The organism is Streptomyces sp. NPDC053079 (assembly GCF_044546695.1).
In the GTDB taxonomy this organism is placed as follows: Bacteria; Actinomycetota; Actinomycetes; order Streptomycetales; family Streptomycetaceae; genus Streptomyces.
Window position 1 is genome coordinate 59,671 of sequence record NZ_JBITZJ010000001.1, and the last position, 26,981, is coordinate 86,651.

General features: G+C 73.5%; 24 protein-coding genes. 13 read left to right on the plus strand and 11 right to left on the minus strand.

The annotated features are described in order from the left end of the window. Positions 1 to 27 precede the first annotated feature (27 nt). From ACIGXW_RS00320 to cobC, 5 genes are all read left to right on the plus strand, one after another. Positions 28 to 2,094, plus strand: a complete 2,067-nt coding sequence (locus tag ACIGXW_RS00320; protein ID WP_399568373.1) for a putative cobaltochelatase — start codon at positions 28 to 30, stop codon at positions 2,092 to 2,094. Beyond that, positions 2,094 to 2,705, plus strand: coding sequence for a cob(I)yrinic acid a,c-diamide adenosyltransferase (gene cobO, locus ACIGXW_RS00325; RefSeq protein WP_399568376.1), 612 nt, complete (start codon positions 2,094 to 2,096; stop codon positions 2,703 to 2,705). Before ACIGXW_RS00320 ends, cobO begins: the two co-directional genes overlap by 1 nt. Further along, complete coding sequence (locus ACIGXW_RS00330; RefSeq protein ID WP_399568379.1) at positions 2,699 to 4,123, plus strand: cobyrinate a,c-diamide synthase; 1,425 nt, start codon at positions 2,699 to 2,701, stop codon at positions 4,121 to 4,123. The genes cobO and ACIGXW_RS00330 overlap by 7 nt, the downstream gene beginning before the upstream one ends. Further along, a complete protein-coding gene (locus ACIGXW_RS00335; protein WP_399568382.1) occupies positions 4,120 to 4,500 on the plus strand; it encodes a cobalamin biosynthesis protein in 381 nt (126 codons plus the stop codon). The genes ACIGXW_RS00330 and ACIGXW_RS00335 overlap by 4 nt, the downstream gene beginning before the upstream one ends. Before the next feature lie 72 nt (positions 4,501 to 4,572). Then, on the plus strand, positions 4,573 to 5,625 hold the full coding sequence (cobC, locus tag ACIGXW_RS00340) for an Rv2231c family pyridoxal phosphate-dependent protein CobC (protein ID WP_399568383.1): 1,053 nt from the start codon (positions 4,573 to 4,575) through the stop codon (positions 5,623 to 5,625). Between the two features lie 7 nt (positions 5,626 to 5,632). Here cobC and ACIGXW_RS00345 read toward each other — a convergent pair whose 3' ends face one another. Both ACIGXW_RS00345 and ACIGXW_RS00350 read right to left on the minus strand, forming a co-directional pair. Beyond that, complete coding sequence (locus tag ACIGXW_RS00345) at positions 5,633 to 6,547, minus strand: SCO1860 family LAETG-anchored protein (protein ID WP_399568386.1); 915 nt, start codon at positions 6,545 to 6,547, stop codon at positions 5,633 to 5,635. Positions 6,548 to 6,760: 213 nt separating this feature from the next. Continuing rightward, entirely contained in the window at positions 6,761 to 7,903 is a 1,143-nt protein-coding gene (locus ACIGXW_RS00350) for an amidohydrolase family protein (RefSeq protein WP_360916313.1), read from the minus strand. A gap of 173 nt (positions 7,904 to 8,076) precedes the next feature. Between ACIGXW_RS00350 and ACIGXW_RS00355 the strand changes: the two genes are divergently transcribed. The 4 genes from ACIGXW_RS00355 (at position 8,077) to ACIGXW_RS00370 (ending at position 12,353) form a co-directional block, all read left to right on the plus strand. Continuing rightward, the gene (locus tag ACIGXW_RS00355; protein ID WP_399568388.1) at positions 8,077 to 9,117 is read left to right on the plus strand and encodes a hypothetical protein; all 1,041 of its coding nucleotides are present in this window, start codon (positions 8,077 to 8,079) and stop codon (positions 9,115 to 9,117) included. Beyond that, positions 9,114 to 10,373 (plus strand): sensor histidine kinase, encoded by a 1,260-nt coding sequence (locus ACIGXW_RS00360; RefSeq protein WP_399568391.1) that lies wholly within the window; start codon positions 9,114 to 9,116, stop codon positions 10,371 to 10,373. Before ACIGXW_RS00355 ends, ACIGXW_RS00360 begins: the two co-directional genes overlap by 4 nt. Beyond that, complete coding sequence (locus ACIGXW_RS00365; protein ID WP_071965110.1) at positions 10,370 to 11,038, plus strand: response regulator transcription factor; 669 nt, start codon at positions 10,370 to 10,372, stop codon at positions 11,036 to 11,038. The genes ACIGXW_RS00360 and ACIGXW_RS00365 overlap by 4 nt, the downstream gene beginning before the upstream one ends. Before the next feature lie 160 nt (positions 11,039 to 11,198). After that, on the plus strand, positions 11,199 to 12,353 hold the full coding sequence (locus ACIGXW_RS00370; RefSeq protein ID WP_399570746.1) for a TerD family protein: 1,155 nt from the start codon (positions 11,199 to 11,201) through the stop codon (positions 12,351 to 12,353). A gap of 203 nt (positions 12,354 to 12,556) precedes the next feature. Here ACIGXW_RS00370 and ACIGXW_RS00375 read toward each other — a convergent pair whose 3' ends face one another. Beyond that, positions 12,557 to 14,044 carry an alkaline phosphatase PhoX gene (locus ACIGXW_RS00375; protein ID WP_399568393.1) on the minus strand — a complete coding sequence of 496 codons (1,488 nt, stop codon included), beginning with the start codon at positions 14,042 to 14,044 and terminating at the stop codon, positions 12,557 to 12,559. A gap of 192 nt (positions 14,045 to 14,236) precedes the next feature. Beyond that, positions 14,237 to 15,736 carry a hypothetical protein gene (locus tag ACIGXW_RS00380; RefSeq protein ID WP_399568396.1) on the minus strand — a complete coding sequence of 500 codons (1,500 nt, stop codon included), beginning with the start codon at positions 15,734 to 15,736 and terminating at the stop codon, positions 14,237 to 14,239. 319 nt (positions 15,737 to 16,055) lie between these two features. On the opposite strand from ACIGXW_RS00380, the gene ACIGXW_RS00385 reads away from it, so the two are divergent. Together ACIGXW_RS00385 and dapA are read left to right on the plus strand one after the other, a co-directional pair. Then, the gene (locus ACIGXW_RS00385; RefSeq protein WP_399570748.1) at positions 16,056 to 17,909 is read left to right on the plus strand and encodes an endonuclease/exonuclease/phosphatase family protein; all 1,854 of its coding nucleotides are present in this window, start codon (positions 16,056 to 16,058) and stop codon (positions 17,907 to 17,909) included. Between the two features lie 100 nt (positions 17,910 to 18,009). Beyond that, positions 18,010 to 18,927 carry a 4-hydroxy-tetrahydrodipicolinate synthase gene (dapA, locus tag ACIGXW_RS00390; protein WP_399568398.1) on the plus strand — a complete coding sequence of 306 codons (918 nt, stop codon included), beginning with the start codon at positions 18,010 to 18,012 and terminating at the stop codon, positions 18,925 to 18,927. 86 nt (positions 18,928 to 19,013) lie between these two features. Here the strand turns inward: dapA and dapD are convergent, their stop codons facing one another. Continuing rightward, complete coding sequence (dapD, locus tag ACIGXW_RS00395; protein WP_399568400.1) at positions 19,014 to 20,009, minus strand: 2,3,4,5-tetrahydropyridine-2,6-dicarboxylate N-succinyltransferase; 996 nt, start codon at positions 20,007 to 20,009, stop codon at positions 19,014 to 19,016. Between the two features lie 276 nt (positions 20,010 to 20,285). Between dapD and ACIGXW_RS00400 the strand changes: the two genes are divergently transcribed. After that, complete coding sequence (locus ACIGXW_RS00400; RefSeq protein WP_399568403.1) at positions 20,286 to 21,536, plus strand: S8 family peptidase; 1,251 nt, start codon at positions 20,286 to 20,288, stop codon at positions 21,534 to 21,536. Positions 21,537 to 21,542: 6 nt separating this feature from the next. Then, entirely contained in the window at positions 21,543 to 22,556 is a 1,014-nt protein-coding gene (locus tag ACIGXW_RS00405; protein WP_071965085.1) for an agmatine deiminase family protein, read from the plus strand. A 52-nt stretch (positions 22,557 to 22,608) separates the two neighbouring features. On the opposite strand, the gene ACIGXW_RS00410 is transcribed toward ACIGXW_RS00405, so the two are convergent. The 6 genes from ACIGXW_RS00410 to sufD are packed head-to-tail and all read right to left on the minus strand — an operon-like array spanning position 22,609 to position 26,974. Beyond that, complete coding sequence (locus ACIGXW_RS00410) at positions 22,609 to 22,950, minus strand: metal-sulfur cluster assembly factor (RefSeq protein WP_071965084.1); 342 nt, start codon at positions 22,948 to 22,950, stop codon at positions 22,609 to 22,611. Beyond that, positions 22,947 to 23,420 (minus strand): Fe-S cluster assembly sulfur transfer protein SufU, encoded by a 474-nt coding sequence (sufU, locus tag ACIGXW_RS00415; RefSeq protein ID WP_399568406.1) that lies wholly within the window; start codon positions 23,418 to 23,420, stop codon positions 22,947 to 22,949. Before sufU ends, ACIGXW_RS00410 begins: the two co-directional genes overlap by 4 nt. A gap of 18 nt (positions 23,421 to 23,438) precedes the next feature. Continuing rightward, positions 23,439 to 24,692, minus strand: coding sequence for a cysteine desulfurase (locus tag ACIGXW_RS00420; protein WP_360916401.1), 1,254 nt, complete (start codon positions 24,690 to 24,692; stop codon positions 23,439 to 23,441). A 2-nt stretch (positions 24,693 to 24,694) separates the two neighbouring features. Continuing rightward, positions 24,695 to 25,462 carry a Fe-S cluster assembly ATPase SufC gene (sufC, locus tag ACIGXW_RS00425; protein ID WP_071964235.1) on the minus strand — a complete coding sequence of 256 codons (768 nt, stop codon included), beginning with the start codon at positions 25,460 to 25,462 and terminating at the stop codon, positions 24,695 to 24,697. A 7-nt stretch (positions 25,463 to 25,469) separates the two neighbouring features. Then, a complete protein-coding gene (locus ACIGXW_RS00430) occupies positions 25,470 to 25,796 on the minus strand; it encodes a non-heme iron oxygenase ferredoxin subunit (RefSeq protein WP_071964234.1) in 327 nt (108 codons plus the stop codon). Further along, positions 25,793 to 26,974 carry a Fe-S cluster assembly protein SufD gene (gene sufD / locus ACIGXW_RS00435; RefSeq protein ID WP_071964233.1) on the minus strand — a complete coding sequence of 394 codons (1,182 nt, stop codon included), beginning with the start codon at positions 26,972 to 26,974 and terminating at the stop codon, positions 25,793 to 25,795. The genes ACIGXW_RS00430 and sufD overlap by 4 nt, the downstream gene beginning before the upstream one ends. Positions 26,975 to 26,981: the final 7 nt, after the last annotated feature.

Here is a 26,981-nt window from a genome sequence, read left to right on the forward strand (position 1 = left end):
AGAACCCCTCGAAGGAGTGACCAGCGCATGAACACCACCTATCCCTTCACTGCGATCGTCGGCATGGAGGATCTGCGCCTGGCTCTCCTGCTGAATGCCGTCTCCCCAGCTGTGGGCGGTGTGCTCGTACGGGGCGAGAAGGGCACGGCCAAGTCGACGGCAGTTCGCGGTGTCGCGACGCTGATGCCGCCGGTCGCCGTCATCGACGGCTGCAGGTTCTCCTGTGACCCGACGTCGCCGGACCCGGCGTGTCCGGACGGGCCGCACGGGGCCGATGCCTTGAGCGACACCCGGCCCGCGCGGATGGTCGAACTGCCCGTCGGAGCCTCGGAGGACCGACTCGTCGGCGCTCTCGACATCGAGCGGGCCCTGTCCGAGGGCGTGAAGGCCTTCGAGCCCGGCCTGCTGGCCGACGCGCACCGAGGCGTGCTGTACGTCGACGAGGTCAACCTTCTCCACGACCACCTGGTGGACCTCTTGCTCGACGCGGCAGCGATGGGCGCCTCCTACGTCGAGCGCGAAGGCGTCTCCGTCCGTCACGCGTCCCGCTTCCTCCTCGTCGGCACCATGAACCCCGAGGAGGGCGAGCTGCGCCCGCAGCTCCTCGACCGGTTCGGGCTGACCGTCGAGGTCGCGGCCTCGCGGGAGACCGACGAGCGCGTCGAGGTCGTGCGCCGGCGCCTGGCCTACGACGAGGACCCGGCGGCGTTCGCCGCCAAGTGGGCCGCCGAGGAGGACGCGCTGCGCGAGCGCATCGCCGCCGCGCGGGCGCTGCTGCCGGGCGTCCGGCTCGGGGACGGCGCGCTGCGCCGCATCGCCGCCGTGTGCGCCGGGTTCGAGGTGGACGGCATGCGCGCCGACATCGTGACCGCGCGCACCGCGAGCGCGCTCGCCGCGTGGGCGGGGCGTACGGACGTGACGACGGCGGACGTCCGGCAGGCGGCGTTGCTGTCGCTGCCGCACCGGCGCCGGCGCAATCCGTTCGACGCGCCCGGTCTGGACGAGGACAAGCTCGACGAGATCCTCGACCGGTTCGAGGACGACGAGCCGGAGCCCGAGCCGGATCCGGAGCCCGAGGGTCCGGACCCGGACGGCGAGGGCCCCGACGGCCCCGACGGCGGCGGGCAGCAGCCCCCGCAGGACGGTCCGGGCCCCGACGGCACCCCCGACGTGCCGCAGCAGCGGGAGGGCTCCGACGCGCCCGCCCCGCAGGAAGCCCCGGCGTCCGGCTCCGGCGGCGTTGCCCCCGAGGCCCCCGCCGTCGCCGCCGCCGACCCCTTCCGCACGCGCCGGTTCGACGTGCCCGGCCTCGGCGAGGGCGCCGACGGTCGCCGGTCGCGCGCGCTCACCGCGCACGGGCGTACGACGGGGGCGCGCCGCCCCCGCGGTGGCACCCTCGGCAAGCTGCACGTCGCCGCGACCGTGCAGGCCGCGGCCCCGCACCAGCGGGCGCGCGGGCGCAGCGGCCCCGGGCTGGTGGTGCGGCGCGACGATCTGCGCGAGGCGGTGCGCGAGGGCCGTGAGGGCAATCTGGTGCTGTTCGTCGTCGACGCCTCCGGCTCCATGGCGGCGCGCAAGCGGATGAGCGCCGTCAAGGGCGCGGTGCTGTCGCTGCTGCTGGACGCGTACCAGCGCCGCGACAAGATCGGCATGATCACCTTCCGGGGCGCGGAGGCGGAGGTGGCGCTGCCGCCGACATCCTCGGTGGAGGCGGGCGCGGCGCGGCTGGAGAAGCTGCCGACCGGTGGTCGTACGCCGCTGGCCGCGGGGCTGCTGCAGGCGCACGAGGTGCTGCGGGTGGAGCGCCTGCGCGACCCGTCGCGCCGCCCGCTGCTGGTCGTGGTGACCGACGGCCGGGCCACCGGCGGCCCCGAGCCGCTGGAGCGGGCCTCGCGGGCGGCGCGCCTGCTGGCCGGCGAGGGCACGGCGTCGGTCGTCGTGGACTGCGAGTCGGGGCCGGTGCGGCTCGGGCTGGCGGGCGAGCTGGGGCTCGCCCTGGGCGGCCCGGTCGTGACGCTCGACGAGCTGCGCGCGGACAACGTCTCCGCGCTGGTGCGTACCGTACGGAACACGAACTCGAGGAGGGCCGCGTAATGCCCAAGGGACAGCCGACCGTCGTACCGGACGACGGGCTCACCACGCGCCAGCGGCGCAACCGTCCGCTGGTCTTCGTCCACACCGGCATCGGCAAGGGCAAGTCGACGGCGGCCTTCGGCCTGGCGCTGCGGGCGTGGAACCAGGGCTGGCCGATCGGGGTGTTCCAGTTCGTGAAGTCCGCGAAGTGGAAGGTCGGCGAGGAGAACGCGCTGCGCGTCCTCGGCGCCTCGGGCGAGGGCGGCACGGTCGACTGGCACAAGATGGGCGAGGGCTGGTCCTGGATCCAGCGGTCCCCTGCGGGAGAAGGAGGGCTCAGCAATGAGGAGAAGGCGCGCGAGGGCTGGGAGCAGGTCAAGCGCGACCTGGCGGCGGAGAAGTACAAGCTGTACGTGCTGGACGAGTTCGCGTACCCGATGCACTGGGGCTGGATCGACACCGATGAGGTGGTCGAGGTGCTGCGCAACCGTCCGGGCACCCAGCATGTGGTGATCACGGGCCGCAACGCGCCGGAGAAGCTGGTGGAGTTCGCGGATCTGGTGACGGACATGTCGAAGGTCAAGCACCCGATGGACACCGGTCAGAAGGGCCAGCGGGGCATCGAGTGGTGAGTACGCACATCCCCCGCCTGGTCGTCGCCGCCCCGGCGTCCGGCAGCGGCAAGACCACGGTGGCCACCGGCCTGATGCGGGCCTTCACGGACGCCGGGCTGGCCGTGTCGCCGCACAAGGTCGGCCCGGACTACATCGACCCCGGCTATCACTCCCTCGCGACCGGTCGCCCCGGCCGCAACCTGGACGCCTGGATGTGCGGCCCGGAGCGGATCGCCCCGCTGTTCCTGCACGGGGCGGCGGGCTGCGACCTCGCGGTGGTCGAGGGCGTGATGGGGCTGTACGACGGTGCGGCCGGCCAGGGCGAGCTGGCGTCGACGGCGCACGTGGCGAAGCTGCTGCGGGCGCCGGTGGTGCTCGTCGTCGACGCGTCGTCGCAGTCGCGGTCGGTGGCGGCGCTGGTGCACGGCTTCGCGGCCTGGGACCCCGAGGTGCGGGTGGCGGGCGTGATCCTCAACAAGGTCGGCTCGGACCGGCACGAGGAGCTGCTGCGGGAGGCGCTGGCGGAGTCGGGGGTGCCGGTGCTCGGGGCCGTGCGGCGCGCCGGCCAGATCCATACGCCGTCGCGCCACTTGGGCTTGGTGCCGGTCGCCGAACGCAGCGCGGAGGCGGTGGACGCGGTGGCGGCTTTCGCCGCGCGGGTACGCGACGGCTGTGACCTCGAGGCCCTGCTGGCCGTGGCCCGCTCGGCCCCGCCGCTGGAAGCCGAGCCGTGGAGCGCCTGCGGCGAGCCTCTCCCCCACCCCGCCCCTTCCCGTAACCGGGGCTCCGCCCCGGACCCCGGTCCTCAAACGCCGGACGGGCTGGATCATGCCCCCGTCATCGCCGTAGCCGGCGGTGCCGCGTTCACCTTCTCGTACGCCGAGCACGCCGAACTGCTCCAAGCCGCCGGCGCACAGGTCGTCACCTTCGACCCCCTCCGCGACGAGGAACTGCCCGCCGACACCCGCGGCATCCTCATCGGCGGCGGCTTCCCCGAGATGTACGCCCCCGAACTCTCCGCCAACGAACCCCTCCGCAAGGCCGTGGCCGACCTCGCGGCCACCGGCGCGCCCGTCGCCGCCGAGTGTGCGGGCCTGCTCTATCTCGCCCGTTCGCTGGACGGAAAGCCGATGTGCGGGGTCCTGCCGGCGGAGGCCCGGATGTCGGAGCGGCTGACGCTCGGCTACCGCGAGGCCGTGGCGATCGCGGACAACGTCCTGGCCCCGGCGGGCACGCGCGTGCGCGGGCACGAGTTCCACCGCACGGTGATCGAGCCGGGCGCGGGCGCGTCCCCCGCCTGGGGGCTGACGCACCCGCAGCGGCGCGTCGAGGGCTTCGTCCAGGGCACCGTGCACGCCTCGTACCTGCATGTGCACTGGGCCGGAGCCCCCGGCACCGCGGACCGTTTCGTCGCCGCCGCGGCGGGCCCGAGGTGACCTCGCTGTGTGTCGGCGTCGGCGCCTGCCGGGACGCCGCGGCGGACGAGGTGCTCGCGCTCGTCGAGCGGACCGTCGCCGAAGCGGGCGCGGCCATGGGTGCGGTGACGGCCCTGGCCACGGTGGACGTGCGGGCCGCCGAGCCCGGCGTGCTGGCGGTGGCGGAGCGGCTCGGGGTGCCGGTCACGGCGTACGCCCCGCACGAGCTCGCCGCGCAGCCGGTGCCGCACCCCTCGGACACCGCCCGCAGGGCCCTCGGCACGGCGGGGGTCGCCGAGGCCGCCGCCCTGCTGGCGGCCGGTCCGGGCGCGGTGCTCGTCGTGGCCAAGCGGAAGTCCGCGCAGGCCACCTGCGCGATCGCCCGTGGCCCCGCCTGACGCGGGCGCGTCGGCGCTCAGTACCGTGTGAGTACTGCACCTACCCGAGCCGGAAGAGAGCTGTCCGCGGCCATGCACACATCCGCCGAACCCGACCTGCGCCACCACGGTGACGCCGAAGTGCGGGGCATGAGCGCGGAACTGACCGATCTCGCCGTCAACGTGCGGGCCGGTACGCCGCCGCAGTGGCTGCGCGAGCGGATAGCCGACTCGCTCGGCACGCTGGCCGCGTACCCGGACGGGCGGGCGGCCCGCCGTGCGGTGGCGGAGCGGCACGGGCTGCCCGAGGAGCGGGTGCTGCTGACGGCGGGGGCGGCGGAGGCGTTCGTGCTGCTGGCGCGGGCGCTGCCGGTGCGGCGCCCGGTCGTGGTGCATCCGCAGTTCACGGAGCCGGAGGCGGCCCTGCGGGACGCCGGGCACGCGGTGGAGCGGGTGCTGCTCGACGCGGCGGACGGGTTCCGGTTCGATCCGCGGGCGGTGCCCGGGGACGCGGATCTGGTCGTCGTCGGCAACCCCACCAACCCCACGTCGGTCCTCCACCCGGCCCGGGCGCTGGCCCGGCTGGCCCGTCCGGGGCGGACGCTGGTGGTGGACGAGGCGTTCATGGACGCGGTGCCGGGCGAGCGGGAGTCGCTGGCGGCCCGTACGGACCTGCCGGGCCTGGTGGTGCTGCGCAGCCTCACCAAGACGTGGGGGCTGGCGGGGCTGCGCATCGGCTATGTGCTGGCCTCGCCCGGCACCATAGCCCGGCTGGAGCGGGCGCAGCCGCTGTGGCCGGTGTCCTCGCCGGCGCTCGCGGCGGCGGAGGCGTGCAGCGCGCCCCCGGCTCTCGCCGAGGCCGCGCACGCCGCGGACCGGATCGCCTCGGACCGCTCCCATCTGCAGTTGCGGCTGGCGGAGTTCCCGGAAGTGACGGTGTGCGGTCCGGCGGCCGGGCCGTTCCTGCTGATCCGGCTGGAGCGGGCCGCGGCCGTACGGACCCGGCTGCGCGGGCTGGGCTTCGCGGTGCGCCGGGGCGACACGTTCCCGGGGCTGGGCCCGGATTATCTGCGGCTGGCGGTCCGGGACCGTACGACCACGGACCGCTTCGTCGCCGCGCTGGGCGAGGCCCTCTCCGCGGGCTGACGCGGGGTCAGTCCTCGGCCCGGCCGGCCCGGCGGCGGCGTGCGGCGACGACCGCTCCCCCGCCCCCGACGAGCAGCAGTCCGGCCGCGCCGGCGAGGTAGGGCGTGGTGGAACTGCCGCCGGTCTCGGCCAGGTTGCTCTTCGCGGGCGGTTCGCCGGCCGTGCGGGCGGCGGTCTGCGGCTTCGGGTCCGTGGGGGAGGCGCCGGCGGGCGCCTCGCAGCCGGCTCGTACGAGCGTCACCGTGCCCCGGACCTTGGCCACGCCCAGCGCCAGCGGGTCGACAAAGACGTCGAGGCCGAGCGCGGTGGCCGCGGCGGTGCGGGAGGTGGTGGCGGTCTTCGACAGCTCCAGGCGTACGTCGCCTACCCCGGGCACGGAGACCTTGGTGGGGCCGGTGGCGTCGAGCGTGACCTTCTTGCCGAGCACGGAGACGCTGCCGAGGACGTTGGAGGTGGCGGTGGGCTTCTTCCCGGCCTCGCACACGGCCTCGGAGGTGACCTGCTGGACCTCGACGAGGGAGCGCAGCGGCAGGCCGGGGACGTGCACCCGGGCGCGGACGAGGCGGGCGTAGCCCTTGGCGGCCGTGCGGTCGGCGGTGGCGCGCGAGGTGGCGGCGTCGGCGCGCAGGAGGGTGACGGGCTTGCCCTGTTCGACTCCGTCGAGGGTGACGGCGAGCGTGGTCCTGCCGGCGTCGGCCGGCGCCTTGACGTCGTTGAGCGAGGCGTTGAGGGGTACGTGCGCGGCGCCGCCGAGCAGGGAGACGTCGAGGCCGGTGCGCAGGACGGTCGCCGTCGCCGTGCCGGATTCGGTGGCGTGCGCGGGCGCGGCGGCCAGGGTGAGCGCGGTGGCGATGACCGTCACGGCGACGGTGGTCAACCGGCGTGCGGGCATGCCGAAGGAGGAGCTGGTGGTGCTGGACACGTGTGTGGAACCCCCACGGGAGAACGGAGCCGCCGGCGCGCCAATGGGGGACATCGCGCGCCGACGGCATCGACTCCGCAATGTTCGATGCGGTGGTGGTGAACGGACAGAGCTGCGCCGCCAGTTCACTCCAAAGGATGCGTTTCGCCTTCGCATTCGATTCATGCGACACAGACGCAACGGACAACCACTCCCGCCACGGGGCCGGACCGCTCAGGCCACCACGCGCCCCCGCAGCACGATCCGACGCGGCGCGCCCAGCACCCGTACGTCCGCGCGCGGATCGGCGTCGTAGACCACGAAGTCGGCCGGAGCGCCCTCCTCCAGCCCCGGGCGGCCGAGCCATTCCCGTGCGCCCCAGGCGGTCGCCGCGAGCGCGGCCGACGCCGGGATGCCCGCCTTGACCAGCTCCGCGACCTCCTGGGCGACCAGCCCGTGCGGCAGCGAACCGCCCGCGTCCGTGCCGACGTAGACGGGGATCCCGGCGTCGTAGGCGGCGCCCACGGTCCGGTAGCGGCGCTCGTGCAGGCGGCGCATGTGGTCCGCCCAGCGCGGGAACTTGCCCTGGCCGGCGTCGGCGAGCCGGGGGAAGGTGGCGATGTTGACGAGGGTCGGCACGATGGCCACGCCCCGCTCGGCGAAGAGCGGGATCGTCTCCTCGGTCAGCCCGGTGGCGTGCTCGATGCAGTCGATGCCCGCCTCCACCAGCGGGGCGAGGGTCTCCTCGGCGAAGCAGTGCGCGGTGACGCGGGCGCCCAGCCGGTGGGCCTCGGCGATGGCGGCCTCGACCTCGCCGCGCGGCCAGCACGCCCCCAGGTCGCCCGTCTCCCGGTCGATCCAGTCGCCGACGAGCTTGACCCAGCCGTCGCCCCGCCGCGCCTCGCGGGCGACGTACGCCACCAGGTCCTCGGGCTCGATCTCGTGCGCGTAATTGCGGATGTAGCGGCGCGTGCGGGCGATGTGCCGGCCCGCGCGGATGATGCGCGGCAGGTCCTCGCGGTCGTCGATCCAGTGGGTGTCGGAGGGCGATCCGGCGTCGCGCAGCAGCAGCGCGCCCGCGTGCCGCTCGGTCAACGCCTGCTTCTCGGTGGTCTGTTCGTCGACCGCGCCGTGCGCGTCGAGCCCGACGTGGCAGTGCGCGTCCACCAGGCCGGGCAGCACCCAGCCCTCGACGGTGGTGACGTCCCGCGCCCCGGCCGGCCGGTCGAAGGTGATCCGCCCGCCGACCACCCACAGCTCGTCGCGCACCCCGCTCAGGGGGTCCGGGCCGACCAATATCCGCCCCTTGATGTGCAGCACCGGCTGCTCCGGCGCCGCGGCGCCCGCGTCCTTGGAGACCTTGTCCTGGGAGACCATGAACGCACTGTACGAGCCCGCCGCCCCGCCCCGTCACGGCACCCGCTGGCCTCGGGGCGGAGAGCGGCCGGCGGATCCGGGCCGTGAGGAGGAGAAGCGGTTCCGCCGTGCGGAGGAGAAGGTCCGCCGCAGGGGCCGAGGCGCACGGCGCCGCCGCACGGAAGCCTGGTGGCATGAGCCGCACACCGCTGATCACGACCCTTCCCACCCCCACCGTCGCCGCGTCGCAGGACGCCACGGGACGCGGGTGGGACGACCACGCCACGGCCCGCCGCGTCCTGCGGGCGGCGGCCGTCGTCGCCTGCGCCCCCTACCTCTCCCTCAAGGTGGCCTGGATCGCCGGGAGCCGGATCGGCATCCCCGAGGGCAGCGTGCTGCTGGACAACGGCACGACGCTGCGGGCGGCCAACGCGGTCACGGTGCTCATGGACGCGTGCGTGATCGTTCTCGCCCTGCTGCTGACCCGGCCCTGGGGCAGACGCGTGCCGTCCTGGCTCCTGGCCCTGCCCATGTGGGGTGCGACCGGGCTGCTGACGCCCATCATGGTCGGCTTCCCCGCGCAGGTCGCCCTGCGGATGCTGGGGGTCACGAGCGCCGAGGCGCCCTCGGCCGGGCGGCCGTTCCTGGACGAGTGGGTCTTCTCCGTGGTCTACGGCGGGTTCATCGTCCAGGGCCTGGCCCTGGGCACCCTGTTCGTGCTGTACGCCCGCAGGCGGTGGTCCCACCTGTGGCAGGGGCACACCGGCGGGAAGTCCGCCGCGCTGCGGGGCCGGGGCCGGCGGATCGCCGCGACGGCCGCCGCCGTGCTCGCCCTCGCGCAGGCGGGCGTGCACCTGATGTGGGCGGCCGGCGCGCGGTCCGGCCTGTCGCCGGCGCTGGCCGGGGAGTACGACGCGGACAACGTCCTGCAGGACGCGGCGTACGTGCTGTACGGGGCGGTGGCCGTCGCCGGCCTGGTGCTGCTGCTGCGCCGCGGGGGCCGCGTCCTGCCGCTGCGGGTGCCGTTGCTGCTCGCGGGGACGGGCTCGGCGGCCGTCGGCTGCTGGGGCGGCTGGATGCTGGCCGCGGCGCTGATCGGCGGGAACGGGGGCGACCGGGCCGCGACGCCCCTGATGATGATCACCTACGCTGTGCAGATGATCGTCGGACTGCTCGTACTCGCGGCCGGCGCCCGCTACTTCGCCCGGCGGGCGGCCGCGGGCCCCGCCTCGTGAGGGCCGCCCCGCGGCGGGTGGCGGGCGCGGCGCTGGGGCGCCGCGCCCGGCTGCGCTGGGTGCACCTGCTGCTGGGCGGCGCGCTGCTGATGCCGTACTACCTGCTCGCCAACACGGTGCTGTCGGTGTTCGTGCCCAGCGCGAACGTCTTCTTCCCCACCTCCCTGTGGTGGCAGTTCGGCGTCCTCGGGATGGCGCTGGTCCCGGCCGCCGTCACGGCGCTGTACCCGCTCGCACGGCCGCTGGAGGCCGGGGCGGTACGGGCGCTGTGCGGGGTGCCGAAGGCGGAACTCGCGGCGGGCCCCAGCCGGTCGTGGGCGGAGCGCAGGAACACGGCCGCCTGGTACACGCTGCATCTGCTGGCCGGCGGCCTCATGAGCGGGATGTCGCTGGCCGTGCCGCCGTTCGCCGCGGTGCTGATCGCCGCGCCGTTGACCGGCGTTCCGGACGGGCTGGAGGACACCTACCGGCTCGGCGGCCTCTGGCCGGTGCTGATGCCCCTGATCGGGATCGCGATGCTCGCCCTGGTCGTCGGCACGTCCTGGGCCGCGGGATCCCTGCTGGCGCGCTGGGCCCCCGTCCTGCTGGGCCCGACGGCGGCCGACCGCCTCGCGGAGGCCGAGCGGCACGCCATGCGGCTGGCCCTGCGCAACCGCCTGGCCCGCGAGCTGCACGACTCCGTCGGGCACGCCCTGAGCGCCGTGACGCTGCAGGCCAGCGCCGCCCGCAGGGTCCTCGATCGCGACCCCGAGTTCGCACGGCAGGCCCTGGCCGCGATCGAGGAGACGACGCGCGAGGCGGTCGGCGAACTCGACACCGTCCTGGGCCTGCTGCGCGAGGACGGCCCCGCCTCCGCCGCGCCCACGCCCACCCTCACCGGCCTGGAGGGCCTCCTGCAGCGCACCCGCGCGGCGGGCGGCACCGTCGAGTGCGCCGCGCCCGACGGCCTGGAGAAGATACCGCCGGTCGTCTCCCGCGAGGCGTACCGGATCGTGCAGGAAGGGCTCAGCAACGCCCTGCGGCACGCGGGCGGGGCGCCCGTACGGCTGCGGATCGCCCTGCACGACGACGACTTGGAGGTCGCCTTGGAGAACCCCGTCCGGCCCGGTTCCACCCCCCGCCGCACCGGCGGCGGCCGTGGCCTGCCCGGCATCGCCGAGCGGGCCCGGCTGCTGCGCGGCAGCAGCACCGCGGGCGAGCACGACGGCGTCTGGCGGCTGTCGGTCCGGCTGCCGTTGCGCGGTGACGCCCGATGAGCGCCACCCCGGTACGCGTCGTCCTCGCCGACGACGAGCACCTGGTCCGTACGGCCCTGCGCGCCATCGTGGGCGCCGAGCCCGGCCTGGAGGTCGTCGGCGAGGCGACCACCGGCGCCGAGGCGGTGTCGCTCGTGCGCGGCCTGCGCCCCGACGTCGTGCTGATGGACGTCCGGATGCCCGAGGTCGACGGCATCCGCGCCACCGAGCGGATCATGGCGGGCATGCCGGACCCGCCGCGCGTCATCGTGGTGACCACGTTCGAGAACGACAGCTACGTCTACGACGCGCTGCGCGCCGGCGCCTGCGGCTTCCTGCTCAAGCGCGCGGGCGCCGACGAACTCGTCCAGGCCATCCGGCTGGTGGCCACCAGCGACTCGCTGCTCTTCCCCTCCGCCCTGCGCGCCCTGGCCGCCGCCCACGGCCGCGGCGCCGCCCGCGACGACGAGGCGGCACGGCTGCGGGAGCGGCTCTCGGAGCGGGAGGCGGAGGTCCTGCGCCTGATGACGGCCGGGCTGTCGAACGCCGAGATCGCCGAACGGATGACGGTGGGCCCCGCCACGGTCAAGACGCACGTGGCGGGGGTGCTCGCCAAGCTGGGGGTGCGCGACCGCACCCAGGCGGTCATCGCCGCCTACGAGAGCGGTTTCGTCTCGCCCCGCTAGCCGGACGGACTTGGCCAGGAAGCCCACCTCGGGGGCCGCCTGGCCCGCTCCTCGGCGAGCGAGGCGGCGAAGGCCTCTCGGCGACACCGTTCGAAAATTCCCGCCCGGCGGGTCATGGAACCGTAAAGCGACGTCGCTCGTTACCCGGGGCATGACCGCTATGACACCCGGCTCGAACATCCCTCTCGCCGTCGCCCGTGTGACGGTGGACGTCACCGCTCCGGTGCGGCTCGACGTCTCGGGCCTGCTGCTCACCGCCGACGGCAAGGTGCGCTCCGACGACGACTTCGTCTTCTACAACCAGCCCACCGGCCCGGGTGTGACCCACCGCGCCGCGTCCGGCACCACGCCCGACGGGATCACCGTCGACACCGCGGCCGTGCCCGCCGGCATCGAGAAGATCGTGGTCACCGCGAGCCCCGACGCCGCGGGCGCGACCTTCGCCGGCACCGAGCCGACCGCGACCGTCCGCAACGCCGACGACGGCTCCGTGATCGCCACCTTCACCCCGCCCCGGCTGAACACGGAGACGGCACTGGTGGTCGTGGAGGTCTACCGCCGCAACGGCGCCTGGAAGGTCCGCGCGGTCGGCCAGGGCTACGCCAACGGCCTGGCGGGCATCGCCACGGACTTCGGCGTCTCCGTGGAGGAGCCGGCCCCGGCGGCGGCTCCCGTGACGGCCCCGCCCGTCCCGGCGACGGCTCCCCCGGTGCCGCCGGCCCCGCCCGCGGCCCCGGGCAAGATCAACCTGGACAAGGGCAAGGTCAGCCTCCGCAAGAACGAGACGGTGTCCCTGGTCAAGGGCGGCCGGCCGCTGACGCGCTCGGTGAAGATGGGCCTGGGCTGGGAGCCCGCCTGGAACAGCCGAGCCATCGACCTGGACGCCTCGGTCATCGCGTACGGCCCCGACCGCAACATGATCGACGCCTGCTACTTCGGCCGCCTGCAGATCCTCAACGGCACCATCCAGCACTCCGGCGACAATCTCACCGGCGACGGCTCAGGTGACGACGAGAGCATCACCGTGCACATGGGCGGTCTGCCGCCCGAGGTGACGGGCCTGGTCTTCACGGTCAGCTCCTTCAACGGCCAGAAGTTCACGGAGGTAGCCAAGGCCTACTGCCGCCTCCTGGACGCCCAGACCGGCGAGGAGCTCGTCCGCTTCGACCTGACCGGGTCCGAGCCGAAGACGGGCGTTCTCATGTGCAAGTTCATCCGCCAGTTCTCGGGCGAGTGGGAGATGACGGCGCTGGGCGACTACGTGAAGGCGAAGACGGTGAGGGACTTGGTGAAGCCGGCGGCGCAGGCGCTGTAGAGACGGGCAGGCCCGTAGGGGGACCACCGGCAGAAGGGGCCGGGGTGGGACGACGGGCCCTGGCAGGGGGCGTAAGGGTTATTTGCGGCCGCGGTGCCGGGTGACGACACAGCGGGGGGCTCCCGGCCGTAAATAATCCAGCCCCCAGAAGGGCCCGTCGTCCCACCCCGGCCCCGCACCACGACGGGCGCGAGCCGAGGCCCCTACGCCCCGGGATTCCCCCGGCGCCCTTGCCTCCTCCAGGGCCCACGGATGGCCAGCATGATCCCCGGCTCCTGGATGTTGGCGAACAGCGTCCGCCCGTCCGGCGAGAAGGTCACCCCCGTGAACTCGCTGTACTCCGGCTTGCCGGGGCTGCCGATGTTGAGCTCGTTGCGCGCGATCGGGTACGTGCGCCCGTCCTCGGCGGCGCCGAACAGGTGCTGGACGCCCTCGCCGTCCTCGGCTATGACCAGACCCCCGTAGGGCGAGACGGTGATGTTGTCGGGCCCGTCGAAGGCCCCGTCGCGCCCCGGCTCCTTGTTGACGCCGAGCAGCACCTTCAGGGTGAGGGTGCGACGGCGCGGGTTGTAGAACCACACCTGCCCGTCGTGCTGGGCCGGGCTCTCCTCCCGGGCGAAGGAGGCGACGACGTACGCGCCCCCGTCGCCCCACCACATGCCCTCGAGCTTGCGGGCCCGGGTGACCTGACCGTCCTTGAACTGCTTGCGCACCGGCACGGACCGCGCGTCGCGGTCGGGGACGTCGACCCAGTCCACGCCGTAGACGGTGCCGGTGCGCGTCGCGCGGGCGAGGTCGTCGACGAACCGGCCGCCCGAGTCGTAGCACTTGAACGCCTGGAGCACGCCCGCACCGGCGGACAGGGTGCGCAGCTTGCCGCGCCCGTGCCGGAAGCCGGCCGGCGGCGTCCAGCGGTAGAACAGCCCGTTGGGCCCGGAGGCGTCCTCGGTCAGATAGACGTGCCCGCGGCCGTGATCGACGACGACGGCCTCATGGGCGTACCGCCCGAACGCCTTGACGGGCCGGGGGTCGCGGCCCGCGCGCCGGTCGTGCGGGTCGACCTCGAAGACGTAGCCGTGGTCCTTGGTCATGCCGTTCTGGCCGGCCTTGTCCTCGGTCTCCTCGCAGGTCAGCCACGTGCCCCAAGGGGTGCTGCCGCCGGCGCAGTTCGTGGACGTACCGGCGATGCCGACCCACTCCGCCACGTGCTCGCCGCGCCCCGCGACCTCCACGACCGTGCAGCCGCCGGAGGCGGCGGGGTCGTAGACGAGCCCGTCGGCGAGCGGCACGGGGTGCTTCCAGGCGGACCGGGGCCCCTTGAGCTCGTGGTTGTTGACCAGCAGCGTCGTTCCGCGACGTCCCTCGAACGCGGCGGTGCCGTCGTGGTTGGACGGCGTGTACTCGCCCGACTCCAGCTTGGTGACGCCGGTGCGGGTGAGCACGCGGTACGAGAAGCCGGCGGGCAGCGCGAGGATGCCGGCGGGGTCGGGGAGCAGCGGCCCGTACCCGATGGGCGCCGCGAAGGCGCCGGCGACGCTCTCCGCGTCGCCCACGACATCTTCGGCGCCCCCGGCGCCTCCGGCGGCGAGCGCGCCGGGTGCGCTGGCGAGCACGCCGACGCTGCCGGCCAGCGCCACCCCGGCGCCGGTGAACGCGGTGCGCGTGGCGAAGTCTCTTCGGCTGAGGGTCATCTACGTCTCCAGGGCCCGGGAACGACGGCTCGACGCCCGGACCCCGCGAGGCGGACCCGGACGGCGCTTACGTTCCCGTTCCCCACCGAATGGCGGATGAACACCCGCCGACACCCCCGCGACGAAACGGGGGCGGCACACGCCCGGCACGGTGGGGGGCGCCCGGTACAGGGGGGCGCCCCCGGAGAAGGGCTACGCGCGGGAGCGGGCCTTGAAGGCGGCCTTGCGGGCCTCCTTCGCGATCTTCTTGTCGGGGTGCAGGTGGCCCATGGCCTCCAGGACGTCCGCCGTCGCCGGGTGGTCCACCTTCCACGCGGCGTCGAAGAAGCCGCTGTGCCGGCCGACCAGGCCCTCCACCAGCCCCCGCAGCTCCTCCGAGTCGCCCTCGGCGGCCAGCTGCGCGGCGATGGTGTCGATGGTCAGCCAGAAGACCATGTCCTCCTTGGGCTCGGGGACGTCCGTGACGCCGTGGTCGGCGAGCCAGACGCGGGCGAGGCCGCCGAGCTGGGGGTCGTCGAGGACCTCGCGCAGCGCGGGCTCGGCCTCGGCGCCGACGAGGGAGAGGGTCTGCTGGCAGACCAGGCGGCGGCCGGGCGCCTCCTCGTCGGCGCCGCGCGCGGCGGCCAGCAGCTCGCGGGCGGCGTCCAGCGGCGTGCGCCGGGCGAGCCACAGCTCGGCCTCGGCGCGCACGGCGGGGCCGGGGTGCCCGGGCAGGGCGGCCAGCAGCTCGTCGGCGCCGGACTCGGCGAGGTCGCCGACGACGGGGGCGTCGATGCCGGCCTCGAGCATCCGTGCCCGTACCGCGAAGACGCCGAGCGGGGTGAGGGCGACCATGCCGTAGCGGCTGACGTCCTCCTCCTCGGGGAGCTCGGAGGTCACGCCGTCGACGGACTCGCGGATGTGGCCCTCGCCGTCGACGACCTCGATGAGGGACTCGTCGACGGGCCGGTACTGCACGATCCCGGTCGGGGCGAGGATCCGGAACTGGTCGTCCAGTCGCATCATCGCGTCGGAGACCTCTTCGAGGACGTCGTCCGTGGGCTCGTCCATGTCGTCCGGCACGATCATGGACGCGGCGAGCGCCGGCAGCGGCACGGGCCGCTCGGCGGAGCCCTCGTCGAGGGCGGTGAGCAGGTAGAGGTTGCCGAGGATGCCGTCGAGGAAGTCGGCCTCCTCCTCGGGGTTCCAGTCGAGGGCGTCGAGGTCGATGTCGCCGGTCCCCGAGTCGGTGAGCTGCTCGACGAGGTCGCCGAGGTCGGGCGCGGCGGCGTCGGCCAGGACGGTCTCCAGGCCGCCGAGCCACAGCTCGAGGACGTCCTGCGGGCTCCCGGAGGTGAGCGTGGCGAGCTCCTCGCCGGCGACGGCGGTGCCCGACGGCTCGTCGGCGTCGGCGTCCACGGCCTCCGCGTCCGGCTCCTCCGTGAACTCCACCAGGCCCGTGTCCAGCGCGAGCTGCCACGCCTCGGCGGCGTAGGCGGCGCCGTCCTCGTCGTCCCCCAGGCCCAGGAGCTCGGTGGCGTCGCGCAGTTGCCCGGCGAGGAGCTCGCCGCCCGCGCCGACCGGGGTGCCCTCGCCGGCCCAGCGGGCGAGCTTCGCGGCGCGGGCGAACAGCGGCGCGCTGAGCGCGTCGCGTGCGAGCTCGGCGTCGGAGGGGAGCCGCACCGGCGGCATGGTGGGGCGATCTCCGGACATCAGGGGGGTCATCTCCTCGTGGTGACGGCCGCGCCGTTGGTTCAGGGCGCGCAGGGAGCAAGCCTAGGCCGTGGGCAGCGCGGTTCTTCCCCCAACCCGCCCCTTCCCGCGACCGGGGCTGTGCCCCGGACCCGGTCGGCGAAAGGCCGAAGCAACGGCAAGACCAACCCCACACCGCACAACCCTTGACAACAGCCCCACCGGCACACGAAATTGACGCGCGTAGATTGCGTGCCGCATTCGTGACGGCGTGTAATCACCCGGCACCACATGATCAACCCTCGATCAACCCCCCTCACTCCACCCGGAGGCCTTTGTGCTGCCCACCTGCCGCCCCTCGCGTCACCGCACCGCGACCGTCGGCACTCTCATAGCCGGCGCGCTCGCGGCCGGGCTGCTCGTCCCCGCCCAGTCCGCGAGCGCGACCGACGGGACCGGCGACGGGGCCGGCGTCCGCGTCCACGACATCCAGGGCACCACCCGCATCTCCCCGTTCGCGGGCCGGCAGGTGACGGACGTTCCCGGCATCGTCACGGCCGTCAAGAACTTCGGCTCGGCTCGCGGCTTCTGGATCCAGGACACCGCCCCCGACAAGGACGACGCCACCAGCGAGGCCGTGTTCGTCTTCACCGGCAAGGACGCCCCGGCCGTCGCCGTCGGCGACGACGTGCGCGTCTCCGCCACCGTCACCGAGTACTACCCGGGCGGCGAGGCGGCCGGCCTGCAGTCGGTCACCCAGCTCACCAAGCCCACCGTCACCGTCAAGTCCTCCGGCAACGCGCTCCCCGCCGCCGTCCGGCTCCGCCCGTCGACCGTCCCGGCCGCGTACGCGCCCGACGCGCACGGCGGCTCCATCGAGAAGCTCCCGCTCAAGCCGGGCCGCTACGCCCTGGACCGCTACGAGTCCCTGGAGGGCATGCGGGTGGAGGTCCGCGACGCCCCCGTCGTCGGCGCCACCAGCGAGCACAAGGACCTGTGGGTCACCACCGACCCCCGCCACAACCGCACCCAGCGCGGCGGCACCGTCTACGGCTCCTACGCCGACCCCAACGCCGGCCGGGTCAAGGTCGTCTCGCTGCTGCCCTACGCGCAGCACCCCTTCCCCGTCGCGAACGTCGGCGACGAGCTGACCGGCACCACCGCGGGCCCGCTGGACTACGACAACTTCGGCGGCTACACCCTCCAGGCCACCGAGCTGGGCACGCTCAAGGACCGCAAGCTGCAGCGCGAGACCACGCGCAAGCAGAAGAGCGACGAGCTGGCGGTCGCCACGTACAACGTCGAGAACCTCTCCCCCAAGACGCCGCAGGCGAAGTTCGACCGCCTGGCGGCCGCGCTGGTGACCAACCTCGCCTCGCCCGACGTCGTCGCCCTGGAAGAGGTGCAGGACGACAACGGCACGACGAACGACGGCGTCGTGGACGCCGGGCAGACGCTGAAGAAGCTCACCGACGCCATCGTGGCGGCGGGCGGCCCGGCCTACGCGTGGCGCCAGATCAACCCGGTCGACGGCAAGGACGGCGGCCAGCCGGGCGGCAACATCCGCACCGCCTTCCTCTTCAACCCCGCCCGCGTCTCGTTCAAGGACGTTCCGGGCGGCGACGCCACCACGCCGGTGAAGGTCTCCCGCGAGGGCGGCAAGGCCGCTCTGTCCGCCTCCCCGGGCCGCATCGACCCGGCGAACCCCGCGTGGACGAACAGCCGCAAGCCGCTGGCGGGCCAGTTCTCCTTCCGGGGCCGGGACGTCTTCGTCGTCGTCAACCACTTCAACTCCAAGGGCGGCGACCAGGGCGTCGACAGCCGCTTCCAGCCCCCCGCCCGCACCTCGGAGACCCAGCGCCTCCAGCAGGCGCAGTCCGTCAACGCCTTCGTCAAGCAGCTGCTGGCCGCCGACAAGCGCGCGAACGTGATCGTCGCCGGCGATCTGAACGACTACCAGTTCTCCCCCGCCCTCAAGGCCCTCACCGCCGGCGGCGTCCTGACGGACCAGGTGGACCGGCTCCCGAAGAAGGAGCGCTACGGCTACGTCTACCAGGGCAACTCTCAGGTCCTGGACCACATCCTGACCAGCCGCCACCTCGGGCGGGTCGACTACGACATCGTCCACGTCAACGCGGAGTTCGCCGACCAGGCGAGCGACCACGACCCGCAGGTGCTCCGCTGGAAGCCGTAGCAGCACTTAGCGGAACCAGGCAGAACATTTAAATAGACCTGTACGGTCGAAGGGGCCCAGAATCCGGGGAGGCACCGACCCCGACCCGGAGAGTGACGCCATGCCGCCCACCAGCCCCTTCGGCCGTACCGTCTGCGCGATGGTCACCCCGTTCACCCCGGACGGGGCCCTCGACCTCGACGGCGCGCAGCGCCTCGCCGACCGCCTCGTGGGCGAGGGCGGCTGCGACGGGCTCGTCCTCAACGGCACCACCGGCGAGTCGCCGACCACGAGCGACGCGGAGAAGAGCGCGCTGATCGCGGCCGTCGCCGAGGCGGTCGGCGACCGCGCCCGGATCACGGCCGGCGTCGGCTCGGCGGACACCCGGCACACCGTGGAGCTGGCCCGGGCCGCGGAACGGGCCGGGGCACAGGGGGTGCTGGTCGTCACCCCGTACTACAGCAGGCCGCCGCAGGAGGACGTCGCCGCCCACTTCCGCACGGTGGCCGACGCGATCGGCGTCCCCGTGATGCTCTACGACATCCCCGGCCGCACCGGCACCCGCATCGAGCCGGACACCATGCTGGCTCTGGCCGAGCACCCGCGCATCGCCGGCGTGAAGGACTGCGCGTACGACCTGCTCGGCAGCGCGAAGGTGATCGCGGCGACCGGCCTGGCCTACTACTCCGGCTGCGAGGAGCTGAACCTCCCGCTGCGGGCGGTGGGCGCCGCCGGCTACGTCAGCACGGTGGCCAACGTCGCGGGTCCGGCGATCGCCGCCGCCCTGGACGCCTACGACCGCGGCGCGAACGCCGAGGCGACACGCCACCACCAGCGGACGCTGCCGCTGGTCGAACTGATGATGGCCGCCGGCCTGCCCGGCACGGTCACGGCCAAGGCCCTCCTGAACGCCCTGAACCTCCCGTCCGGCCCGGTCCGCGCACCCCTGCGCGCGGCAACCCCGGACCGGACGAAGGCCCTGCTGGAGGCGTACGAGAGCACACAATCCAGCCCGTCTGGGGGCACCTCCCAGCGGTAGCTGGGGGAGATTGAGGACCGGGGTCTGGGGCGGAGCCCCAGTTTCGGGAAGGGGCGGGACTGGGGAAAAGAATCCCGCCCCCCACCTCAGTTGTGGCTGTGCAGCACCTCGTTCAGCCCGCCCCATGTGCTCTTGTACGGCCGCGCCTCCACGGCACCGGTCGTGGAGTTCCGGCGGAAGAGGATGTTGCTGGACCCCGACAGGGTCAGCGCCTTCACGACCTCACCGTCCGGCAGCGTCACACGCGTCCCGGCGGTGACGTACAGACCCGCCTCGACGACGCACTCGTCACCGAGCGCGATGCCGATACCGGCCTCCGCACCCAGCAGGCAGCGCTCGCCGATGGAGATGATCTGCTTGCCGCCGCCAGAGAGGGTGCCCATCGTGGAGGCGCCGCCGCCGATGTCGGTGCCGTCGCCGACGACGACGCCGGCGCTGATGCGGCCCTCGACCATGGACGTGCCGAGCGTGCCGGCGTTGAAGTTGACGAAGCCCTCGTGCATGACGGTGGTGCCGGAGCCGAGGTGCGCGCCGAGGCGGACGCGGTCGGCGTCGGCGATGCGGACGCCGGACGGGGCGACGTAGTCGGTCATGCGCGGGAACTTGTCGATGCTGGTCACCTGCAGGTGCAGGCCCTCGGCCCGGGCGGCCAGGCGCGCGGCCTCGACCTGGTCGACGGCGACGGGGCCGAGCGAGGTCCAGGCGACGTTGGCGAGCAGGCCGAAGATGCCGTCCAGGTTCTGGCCGTGCGGCTTGACCAGGCGGTGCGAGAGCAGGTGCAGGCGCAGGTAGGCGTCGTGCGCGTCGCCCGGCTTGTCGTCGAGCGAGGCGATGACCGTGCGGACGGCGACGACCTCGACGCCCCGGCGCGGGTCCGGGCCGAGGGCCTTGAGGACGCCCTCGCCCAGCAGCTCGGCGGCGCGCTCGGCGGAGAGCCGCTCGGTGCCGGCCGGGCCGGGCTCGGCGACCAGCTCGGGGGCGGGGAACCAGGTGTCGAGGACGGTGCCGTCCCCGGCGATCGTGGCGAGACCGGCGGCGACGGCGCCGGTGGTGGTACGGGTGGTGGCAACAGCATCGGTCATGTCCGAAAACCTAACCGGACGGGCCCGCCGAAGGCGAACCGGCGTCCGGCCACGCCCGGCCGGGGCCCCGTCCGCCTCGTGGGAGCCCGTCCGGGGCGTGCCTCACGCGAGTGGCCCAGCGTCGCCAGCCGGTCGGCCCAGTCCGGATCGCGAGCGGCAGCAAAGTCGACATATCCATAGGGGGACGGCTCCGGGAGCCCGCTCCCGCTTCCGGGGCCGGTCGTCTTCACCTCGCTCCTGCTCTCCGCCCCGCACGCGCCACCGAACGGAACCCGCATGAGTCTGCCCCGACGCTGTCTGACCGCAGCGGCCCTGCTCATTCTGGCCCTTCCCCTGGCCAACGCCCCGGCGGCCTCGGCCGGCCCGGGCGCGGAGGATCCGCGGCGGCCCGCCCCGCTGCGGCCGACGGCCGGTGAGCGCGTGCCCGACCACTACATCGTCACGCTGCGCACGGGGGTCAGTCCGCGCACCCTGACCAGTCGGCTGGGCGTGACCCCGGACTACATCTACACCCACGCCCTCACCGGCTTCGCCGCCAGGCTGAGCGCCGAGCAGCTGGAGGCCGTGCGCAGCGCCCCCGACGTCGCGGCCGTGGAGCAGGACGCGGTCCTCGTCCAGGCCGACACACCGGACGGCCCCGGCACCGCGGTCCGCCCCGGCGCCCCCGGCGCCTCCGGTGCCCGTCCCCGCGTGGGGACGGACGCCTACGGGCTGGACCGCATCGACCAGCGCAGCCTGCCCCTGGACAGTCAGTTCAACGCCGGCGCCACCGGCGAGGGCGCCACGGTCTACGTCATGGACACCGGCATCGACTACACCCACCCCGACTTCGGCGGCCGCGCGAGGAACGGCACCGACCTCGTGACCGCCGGGGGCAACGGCGCCGACTGTCCCTCCGGAAGCGGGCACGGCACCCATGTGGCGGGCACGGTCGGCGGTGCGGCGTACGGCGTGGCCCGCAAGGCGGCCCTGGTCAGCGTGCGGGTGCTGGACTGCGTGGGCAGGACGACGACCGCCAAGTTCATCGCGGGCTTCGACTACGTGGCCAGGACGGCGGGCCCCGGTTCGGTGCTCAACGCCTCGATCAGCGGCCCCTTCTCGCAGGCGATCAACACCGCCGTCGGCAGCGTCGCGGGCAAGGGCGTGCCGCCCGTCGTCGCGGCCGGGAACGAGAACGAGAACGCCTGCGACCACTCTCCCGCCGGCGCGCTCGCGGCGTTCGCGGTCGGGGCGACCAACCAGCTGGACCAGATGACCGACTTCACCAACTACGGCCCGTGCGCCCGCATCCTCGCGCCCGGCGCGGACATCGTCTCCGACCGGAACGGCGGCGGCACGTCCACGAAGAGCGGCACGTCCCAGGCCGCCCCCCACGTGGCGGGCGTCGCGGCGCTCTACAAGGCCGGAAACCCGGCGGCCTCGTCGACGACGGTCGTCAACTGGCTCATCGAGCAGTCCACCAAGAACGTGGCCAGGGACATCAAGCCGGGCACCCCCAACCGGCTGCTGTTCACCGGCGGCCTGTGACCGGCGATGAACCACTTTCCGTCCGAGTCGCTGCCGCACGCGCGGACCTTCCTGGGCTGGCCGCCCGCCGACTCCGGCTGGGGGCGGCACGTGGCCGAGGTGCGCGCGGACGTCGCCGCGATCGCCCTCACGATCGCCGCGTACGAGCCCGTCGTGCTGCTCGCGGGGCCGGACGACGCGGAGGAGGCCGCCACGGCGTGCGGGGGTGCCGTCGAGGTCGTGCCGGTGCCGGTGGACGATGTGTGGCTGCGGGACACGGGGCCGGTGTTCGTCACCGCGCCCGACGGCACCGTCCACGGGATCGACTTCCGCTTCAACGGCTGGGGCGGCAAGCAGGAGCACGGCCGCGACGGCCGGGTCGCCCGGCGCGTGCTGGAGCGGTTCGGCGTCCCGCGCGTCGAGGCCCCCTTCGTCGCCGAGGGCGGCTCCCTGGAGACCGACGGCGCGGGCACCCTCCTGGTCACCGAGTCCTCCCTGGTCAACGACAACCGCAACCCGGGCCGCACCCGGGACGACATCGAACGGGAGCTGACCGCCCTGCTCGGCGTCCGCAAGGTGATCTGGGTCGAGGGCGTGCGCGGCGCGGACATCACGGACTGCCACATCGACTCCCTGGCCCGCTTCGTGGGCCCCGCCGAGGTCCTCCTCAGCCGCCCGCCGCGCTCGCCGCGGCCCGATGTGTGGACGCGGGTGTACGAGCGGGCCCGGGCCGCGCTGGAGGCGGCCACCGACGCGGAGGGCCGTGTCCTGGAGATCATCGACCTGCCGGAGCCCGACCCCGCCGAGCTCGGCGACCGCGGCCCCGACTTCCTCGGCAGCTACGTCAACTACTACGTCACCGGAGGGCCCGGCGGCGCGGTCGTCGTGCCCCGCTTCGGCGACCGGGGCGCCGACGAGGAGGCGGCGGCCCTGCTGGGCGCCCTGCACCCGGGGCGCGACGTACGGACCGTGGAGATCCACGCCCTCGCCGAGGGCGGTGGCGGCATCCACTGCGCCACAACGCATCAGCCCGCCTCCTGACCGGGTCAGGAAGCGGGCCGATGCGGTGTGCGGGAGGCGCGGTGCCCTGCGCTCAGACGTTGAAGCCCAGCGCGCGCAGCTGCTCGCGACCCTCGTCCGTGATCTTGTCCGGGCCCCACGGCGGCATCCAGACCCAGTTGATCCGGAGCTCGTTGACGATGCCCTCCGTGCAGGACTTCGCCTGGTCCTCGATGACGTCGGTCAGCGGGCAGGCCGCGGACGTCAGCGTCATGTCGAGGGTGGCGATGTTGGCGTCGTCGATGTGGATGCCGTAGATCAGGCCGAGGTTGACGACATCGATGCCCAGCTCGGGGTCGACCACGTCGTAGAGGGCCTCGCGGACCTCCTCCTCCGTGGCCGGCTTGGTGGTGGCCACCTCTGCATTGTCGCTCATGCGGTCTTCCTTGCTGTGTCTTCGCGGTCCCCGCCCATCGCCTGGGCGGTCGCGTCCTTCCACGCCATCCAGCTCAGCAGAGCACACTTCACCCGCGCCGGGTACTTGGAGACGCCGGCGAACGCGACCGCGTCCTCCAGCACCTCCTCCATCGCGTCGTCCGGCTCGAGCTTGCCCTTGGACTGCATCAGCTCCAGGAAGGTCTCCTGGATCCGGCGGGCCTCGGCGAGGTCCTTGCCGACCAGCAGCTCGTTGAGCACCGAGGCGCTCGCCTGGCTGATGGAGCAGCCCTGGCCCTCGTAGGAGACGTCTTCGATCGTCTCACCGGCCAGCCGCACCCGCAGCGTGATCTCGTCGCCGCAGGTGGGGTTGGTGTGATGCACCTCGGCGTCGCCGTCCCGCAAGCCCCGCCCGTGCGGATTCTTGTAGTGGTCCAGGATGACGTCCTGGTACATCGAATCAAGCTTCACAGTCAGCAGCCCTCGCCGTCAGCCGAAAAAGTTCCGTACGTGCTCCAGACCCTCGACCAGGGCGTCGACCTCGCCGGGGGTGGAGTACAGATAGAACGACGCTCGCGTGGTCGCGGGAATTCCGTACCGCAGGCACACGGGGCGGGCGCAGTGGTGGCCGACCCGGACCGCGATGCCCTGCTCGTCGAGGACCTGGCCCACGTCGTGCGGGTGGATGTCACCGAGCGTGAAGGAGACGGCGGCGCCGCGGTCCTCGGCCGTGGTGGGGCCGATGATGCGCAGGTCCGGGACCTCCTGGAGCCTGCGGATCGCGTACTCGGTGATCGCGTGCTCGTGCCGGGCGATGTTCTCCATGCCGATCGAGGTGAGGTAGTCCACCGCGGCGCCGAGGCCGACGGCCTGGGCGATCGGGGGCGTACCGGCCTCGAACTTGTGCGGCGCGGGAGCGTACGTCGAGGAGTGCATCGAGACGGTCTCGATCATCTCGCCGCCGCCGAGGAACGGCGGGAGGTCCTCCAGCAGCTCCTGGCGGCCCCACAGGACGCCGATGCCGTCCGGGCCGCACATCTTGTGGCCGGTGAAGGCCACGAAGTCGGCCTGCAGGGCCTGGACGTCCAGCGGCATGTGCGGGGCGGCCTGCGAGGCGTCGATGACGACCAGGGCGCCGACCTCCTGCGCCCGGCGGACGATCGCCTCGACCGGGTTGACGGTGCCCAGGATGTTGGAGACCAGCACGAAGGAGACGACCTTGGTCTTCTCGGTGATGATCTCTTCGATGTTGGACAGGTCGAGCCGGCCGTCGTCGGTGAGGCCGAACCACTTCAGCTTCGCGCCCGAGCGCTGCGCGAGCAGCTGCCACGGCACGATGTTGGAGTGGTGCTCCATCTCCGTGATGACGATCTCGGTCTCGTGGTCCACGCGGTAGGGCTCGTCGGCCCAGGCCAGCATGTTGGCCACGAGGTTGAGCGACTCGGAGGCGTTCTTGGTGAAGATCACCTCGTCACGGCTGGGGGCGTTGACGAAGGCGGCGACCTTGTCGCGGGCGCCCTCGTAGAGCGCCGTGGCCTCCTCGGCGAGCACATGCACGCCGCGGTGGACATTGGCGTTGTGCCGCTCGTAGTGCTCGTTGAGCACGTCGAGCACCTGGCGCGGCTTCTGGGAGGTCGCGGCGTTGTCCAGGTAGACGAGCTTCTTCCCGTCGTGGACCACGCGGTCCAGGATCGGGAAGTCCTTGCGGATCGCGTCGGTGTCGAGGAGGCCCGGCAGCAGTATGGTCACGCCGTTACGCCGCCCTTCGTGCTGTACGCCTCGTAGCCCTCGTTCTCGAGCTTGTCGGCGAGCTCGGCGCCGCCGGACTCGACGATGCGGCCGGCCGAGAAGACGTGGACGAAGTCCGGCTTGATGTAGCGCAGGATGCGCGTGTAGTGGGTGATCAGCAGGGTGCCGACCTCACCGGTCTCGCGGACGCGGTTGACGCCCTCGGAGACCTGGCGCAGCGCGTCGACGTCCAGGCCGGAGTCGGTCTCGTCGAGGATCGCGATCTTCGGCTTGAGCAGCTCGAGCTGGAGGATCTCGTGGCGCTTCTTCTCACCGCCGGAGAAGCCCTCGTTGACGTTGCGCTCGGCGAAGGCGGGGTCCATCTGGAGGCGCTCCATGGCGGACTTGACCTCCTTCACCCAGGTGCGCAGCTTGGGGGCCTCGCCGCGGATGGCGGTGGCGGAGGTGCGCAGGAAGTTGGAGACCGAGACACCCGGGACCTCGACCGGGTACTGCATGGCCAGGAAGACGCCGGCGCGGGCGCGCTCGTCGACGGACATCTCCAGGACGTCCTCGCCGTCGAGGGTGACGGTGCCGCCGGTGATCGTGTACTTGGGGTGACCGGCCAGCGAGTAGGCCAGGGTGGACTTGCCGGAGCCGTTGGGGCCCATGATGGCGTGGGTCTCGCCCTGCTTCACGGTCAGGTCGACGCCCTTGAGGATCTGCCGGGGGCCGTTCTCGGCCTCGACGGAGACGTGCAGGTCGTGGATCTCAAGCGTTGCCATGGGGAACTCAGGACTCCTGGGTGATGGAGACGAGCACGTCGTCCCCTTCGATCTTGACGGGGTATACGGGGACGGGACGCGTGGCGGGCAGGCCGTCGGGCTTGCCGGTGCGCAGGTCGAAGCTGGAGCCGTGCAGCCAGCACTCGATGTGGCAGTCCTCCACCTCGCCCTCGGAGAGCGAGACGTTGGCGTGCGAGCAGATGTCGTTGATCGCGAACACCTCGCCCTCGGTGCGGACGAGGGAGACGGGGGTGCCGTCGATCTCGACCCGCTTGGGGGTGTCCTCTTCCAGTTCGCTCAGCGTGGCTGCGCGTACGTAGACGGTCTCGCTCATGCCAGGGACGCCTCCAGCTCGGCCTCGATCTTGGTGATGAGGCGCTCCTCCAGGTCGGGGATGCCGATCTGCTGCACGAGCTCGGCGAAGAAGCCGCGCACGACCAGCCGGCGGGCCTCGTCGGCCGGGATGCCGCGGGCCATCAGGTAGAAGAGCTGCTCGTCGTCGAAGCGGCCGGTCGCCGAGGCGTGGCCGGCGCCCACGATCTCACCGGTCTCGATCTCCAGGTTGGGGACCGAGTCGACGCGGGCGCCGTCGGTGAGGACGAGGTTGCGGTTGAGCTCGTAGGTGTCGGTGCCCTCGGCGGCGGCGCGGATGAGCACGTCGCCGATCCACACGGCGTGGGCGTCCTGGCCCTGCAGCGCGCCCTTGTAGACGACGTTGCTGCGGCAGTGCGGGGTGTCGTGGTCGACGAGGAGGCGGTGCTCCTGGTGCTGGCCGTTGTCGGTGAAGTACAGGCCGTAGAGCTCGGCCTCGCCGCCGGGGCCGGCGTAGACGACCCGCGGGTGGAGGCGGACAAGGTCGCCGCCCAGGGTGACGATCACGGACTTGAAGGTGGCGTCGCGGCCGACCAGGGCGGTGTGCTGGGCGGCGTGCACCGCGGTGTCGTCCCAGTCCTGGACGGAGACGACGGTGAGCTTGGCGCCGTCGCCGATGAGGTACTCGACGTTGGCGGCCAGCGTGGCGTCACCGGTGTGGTCGATGACGACGACGGCCTCGGAGAAGGCGCCGATCTCGATGACCTGGTGGCCGAAGGCCACTCCGCCCTCGCCGTGCACGGCGACCCGGACGGGCTCGGTGAGCACCGTCTCCTTGGGGATCGAGACGACCGAGGCCTTCTCGAAGGAGGTGAACGCCTGGGCGGCGACCCGGTCGACGGGCTTGCCGGCCTTGCCGAGACGGGCGTCGTCGCGGCCGACGGTCTCCACGGTCACGCCCTCGGGGGCGCTCACGTCGACCTTGACGCCGCCGCCGGTCGCCACGGCCGTGCCGTCGTGCAGGCCGCGGAGGCGCGTCAGCGGGGTGAACCGCCACTCCTCCTCGCGGCCGTGCGGCACGGGGAAGTCCGCGACGTCGTACGAGGCGGGGGCGCTGACCCGCGCGTCGATGGGCTGCTTCGGCCCGCCCACCTGGATGGCGCCGTCGGTCGTGCTGCCGGCGGGAGTGTTGTCAGCCATGGCTGTC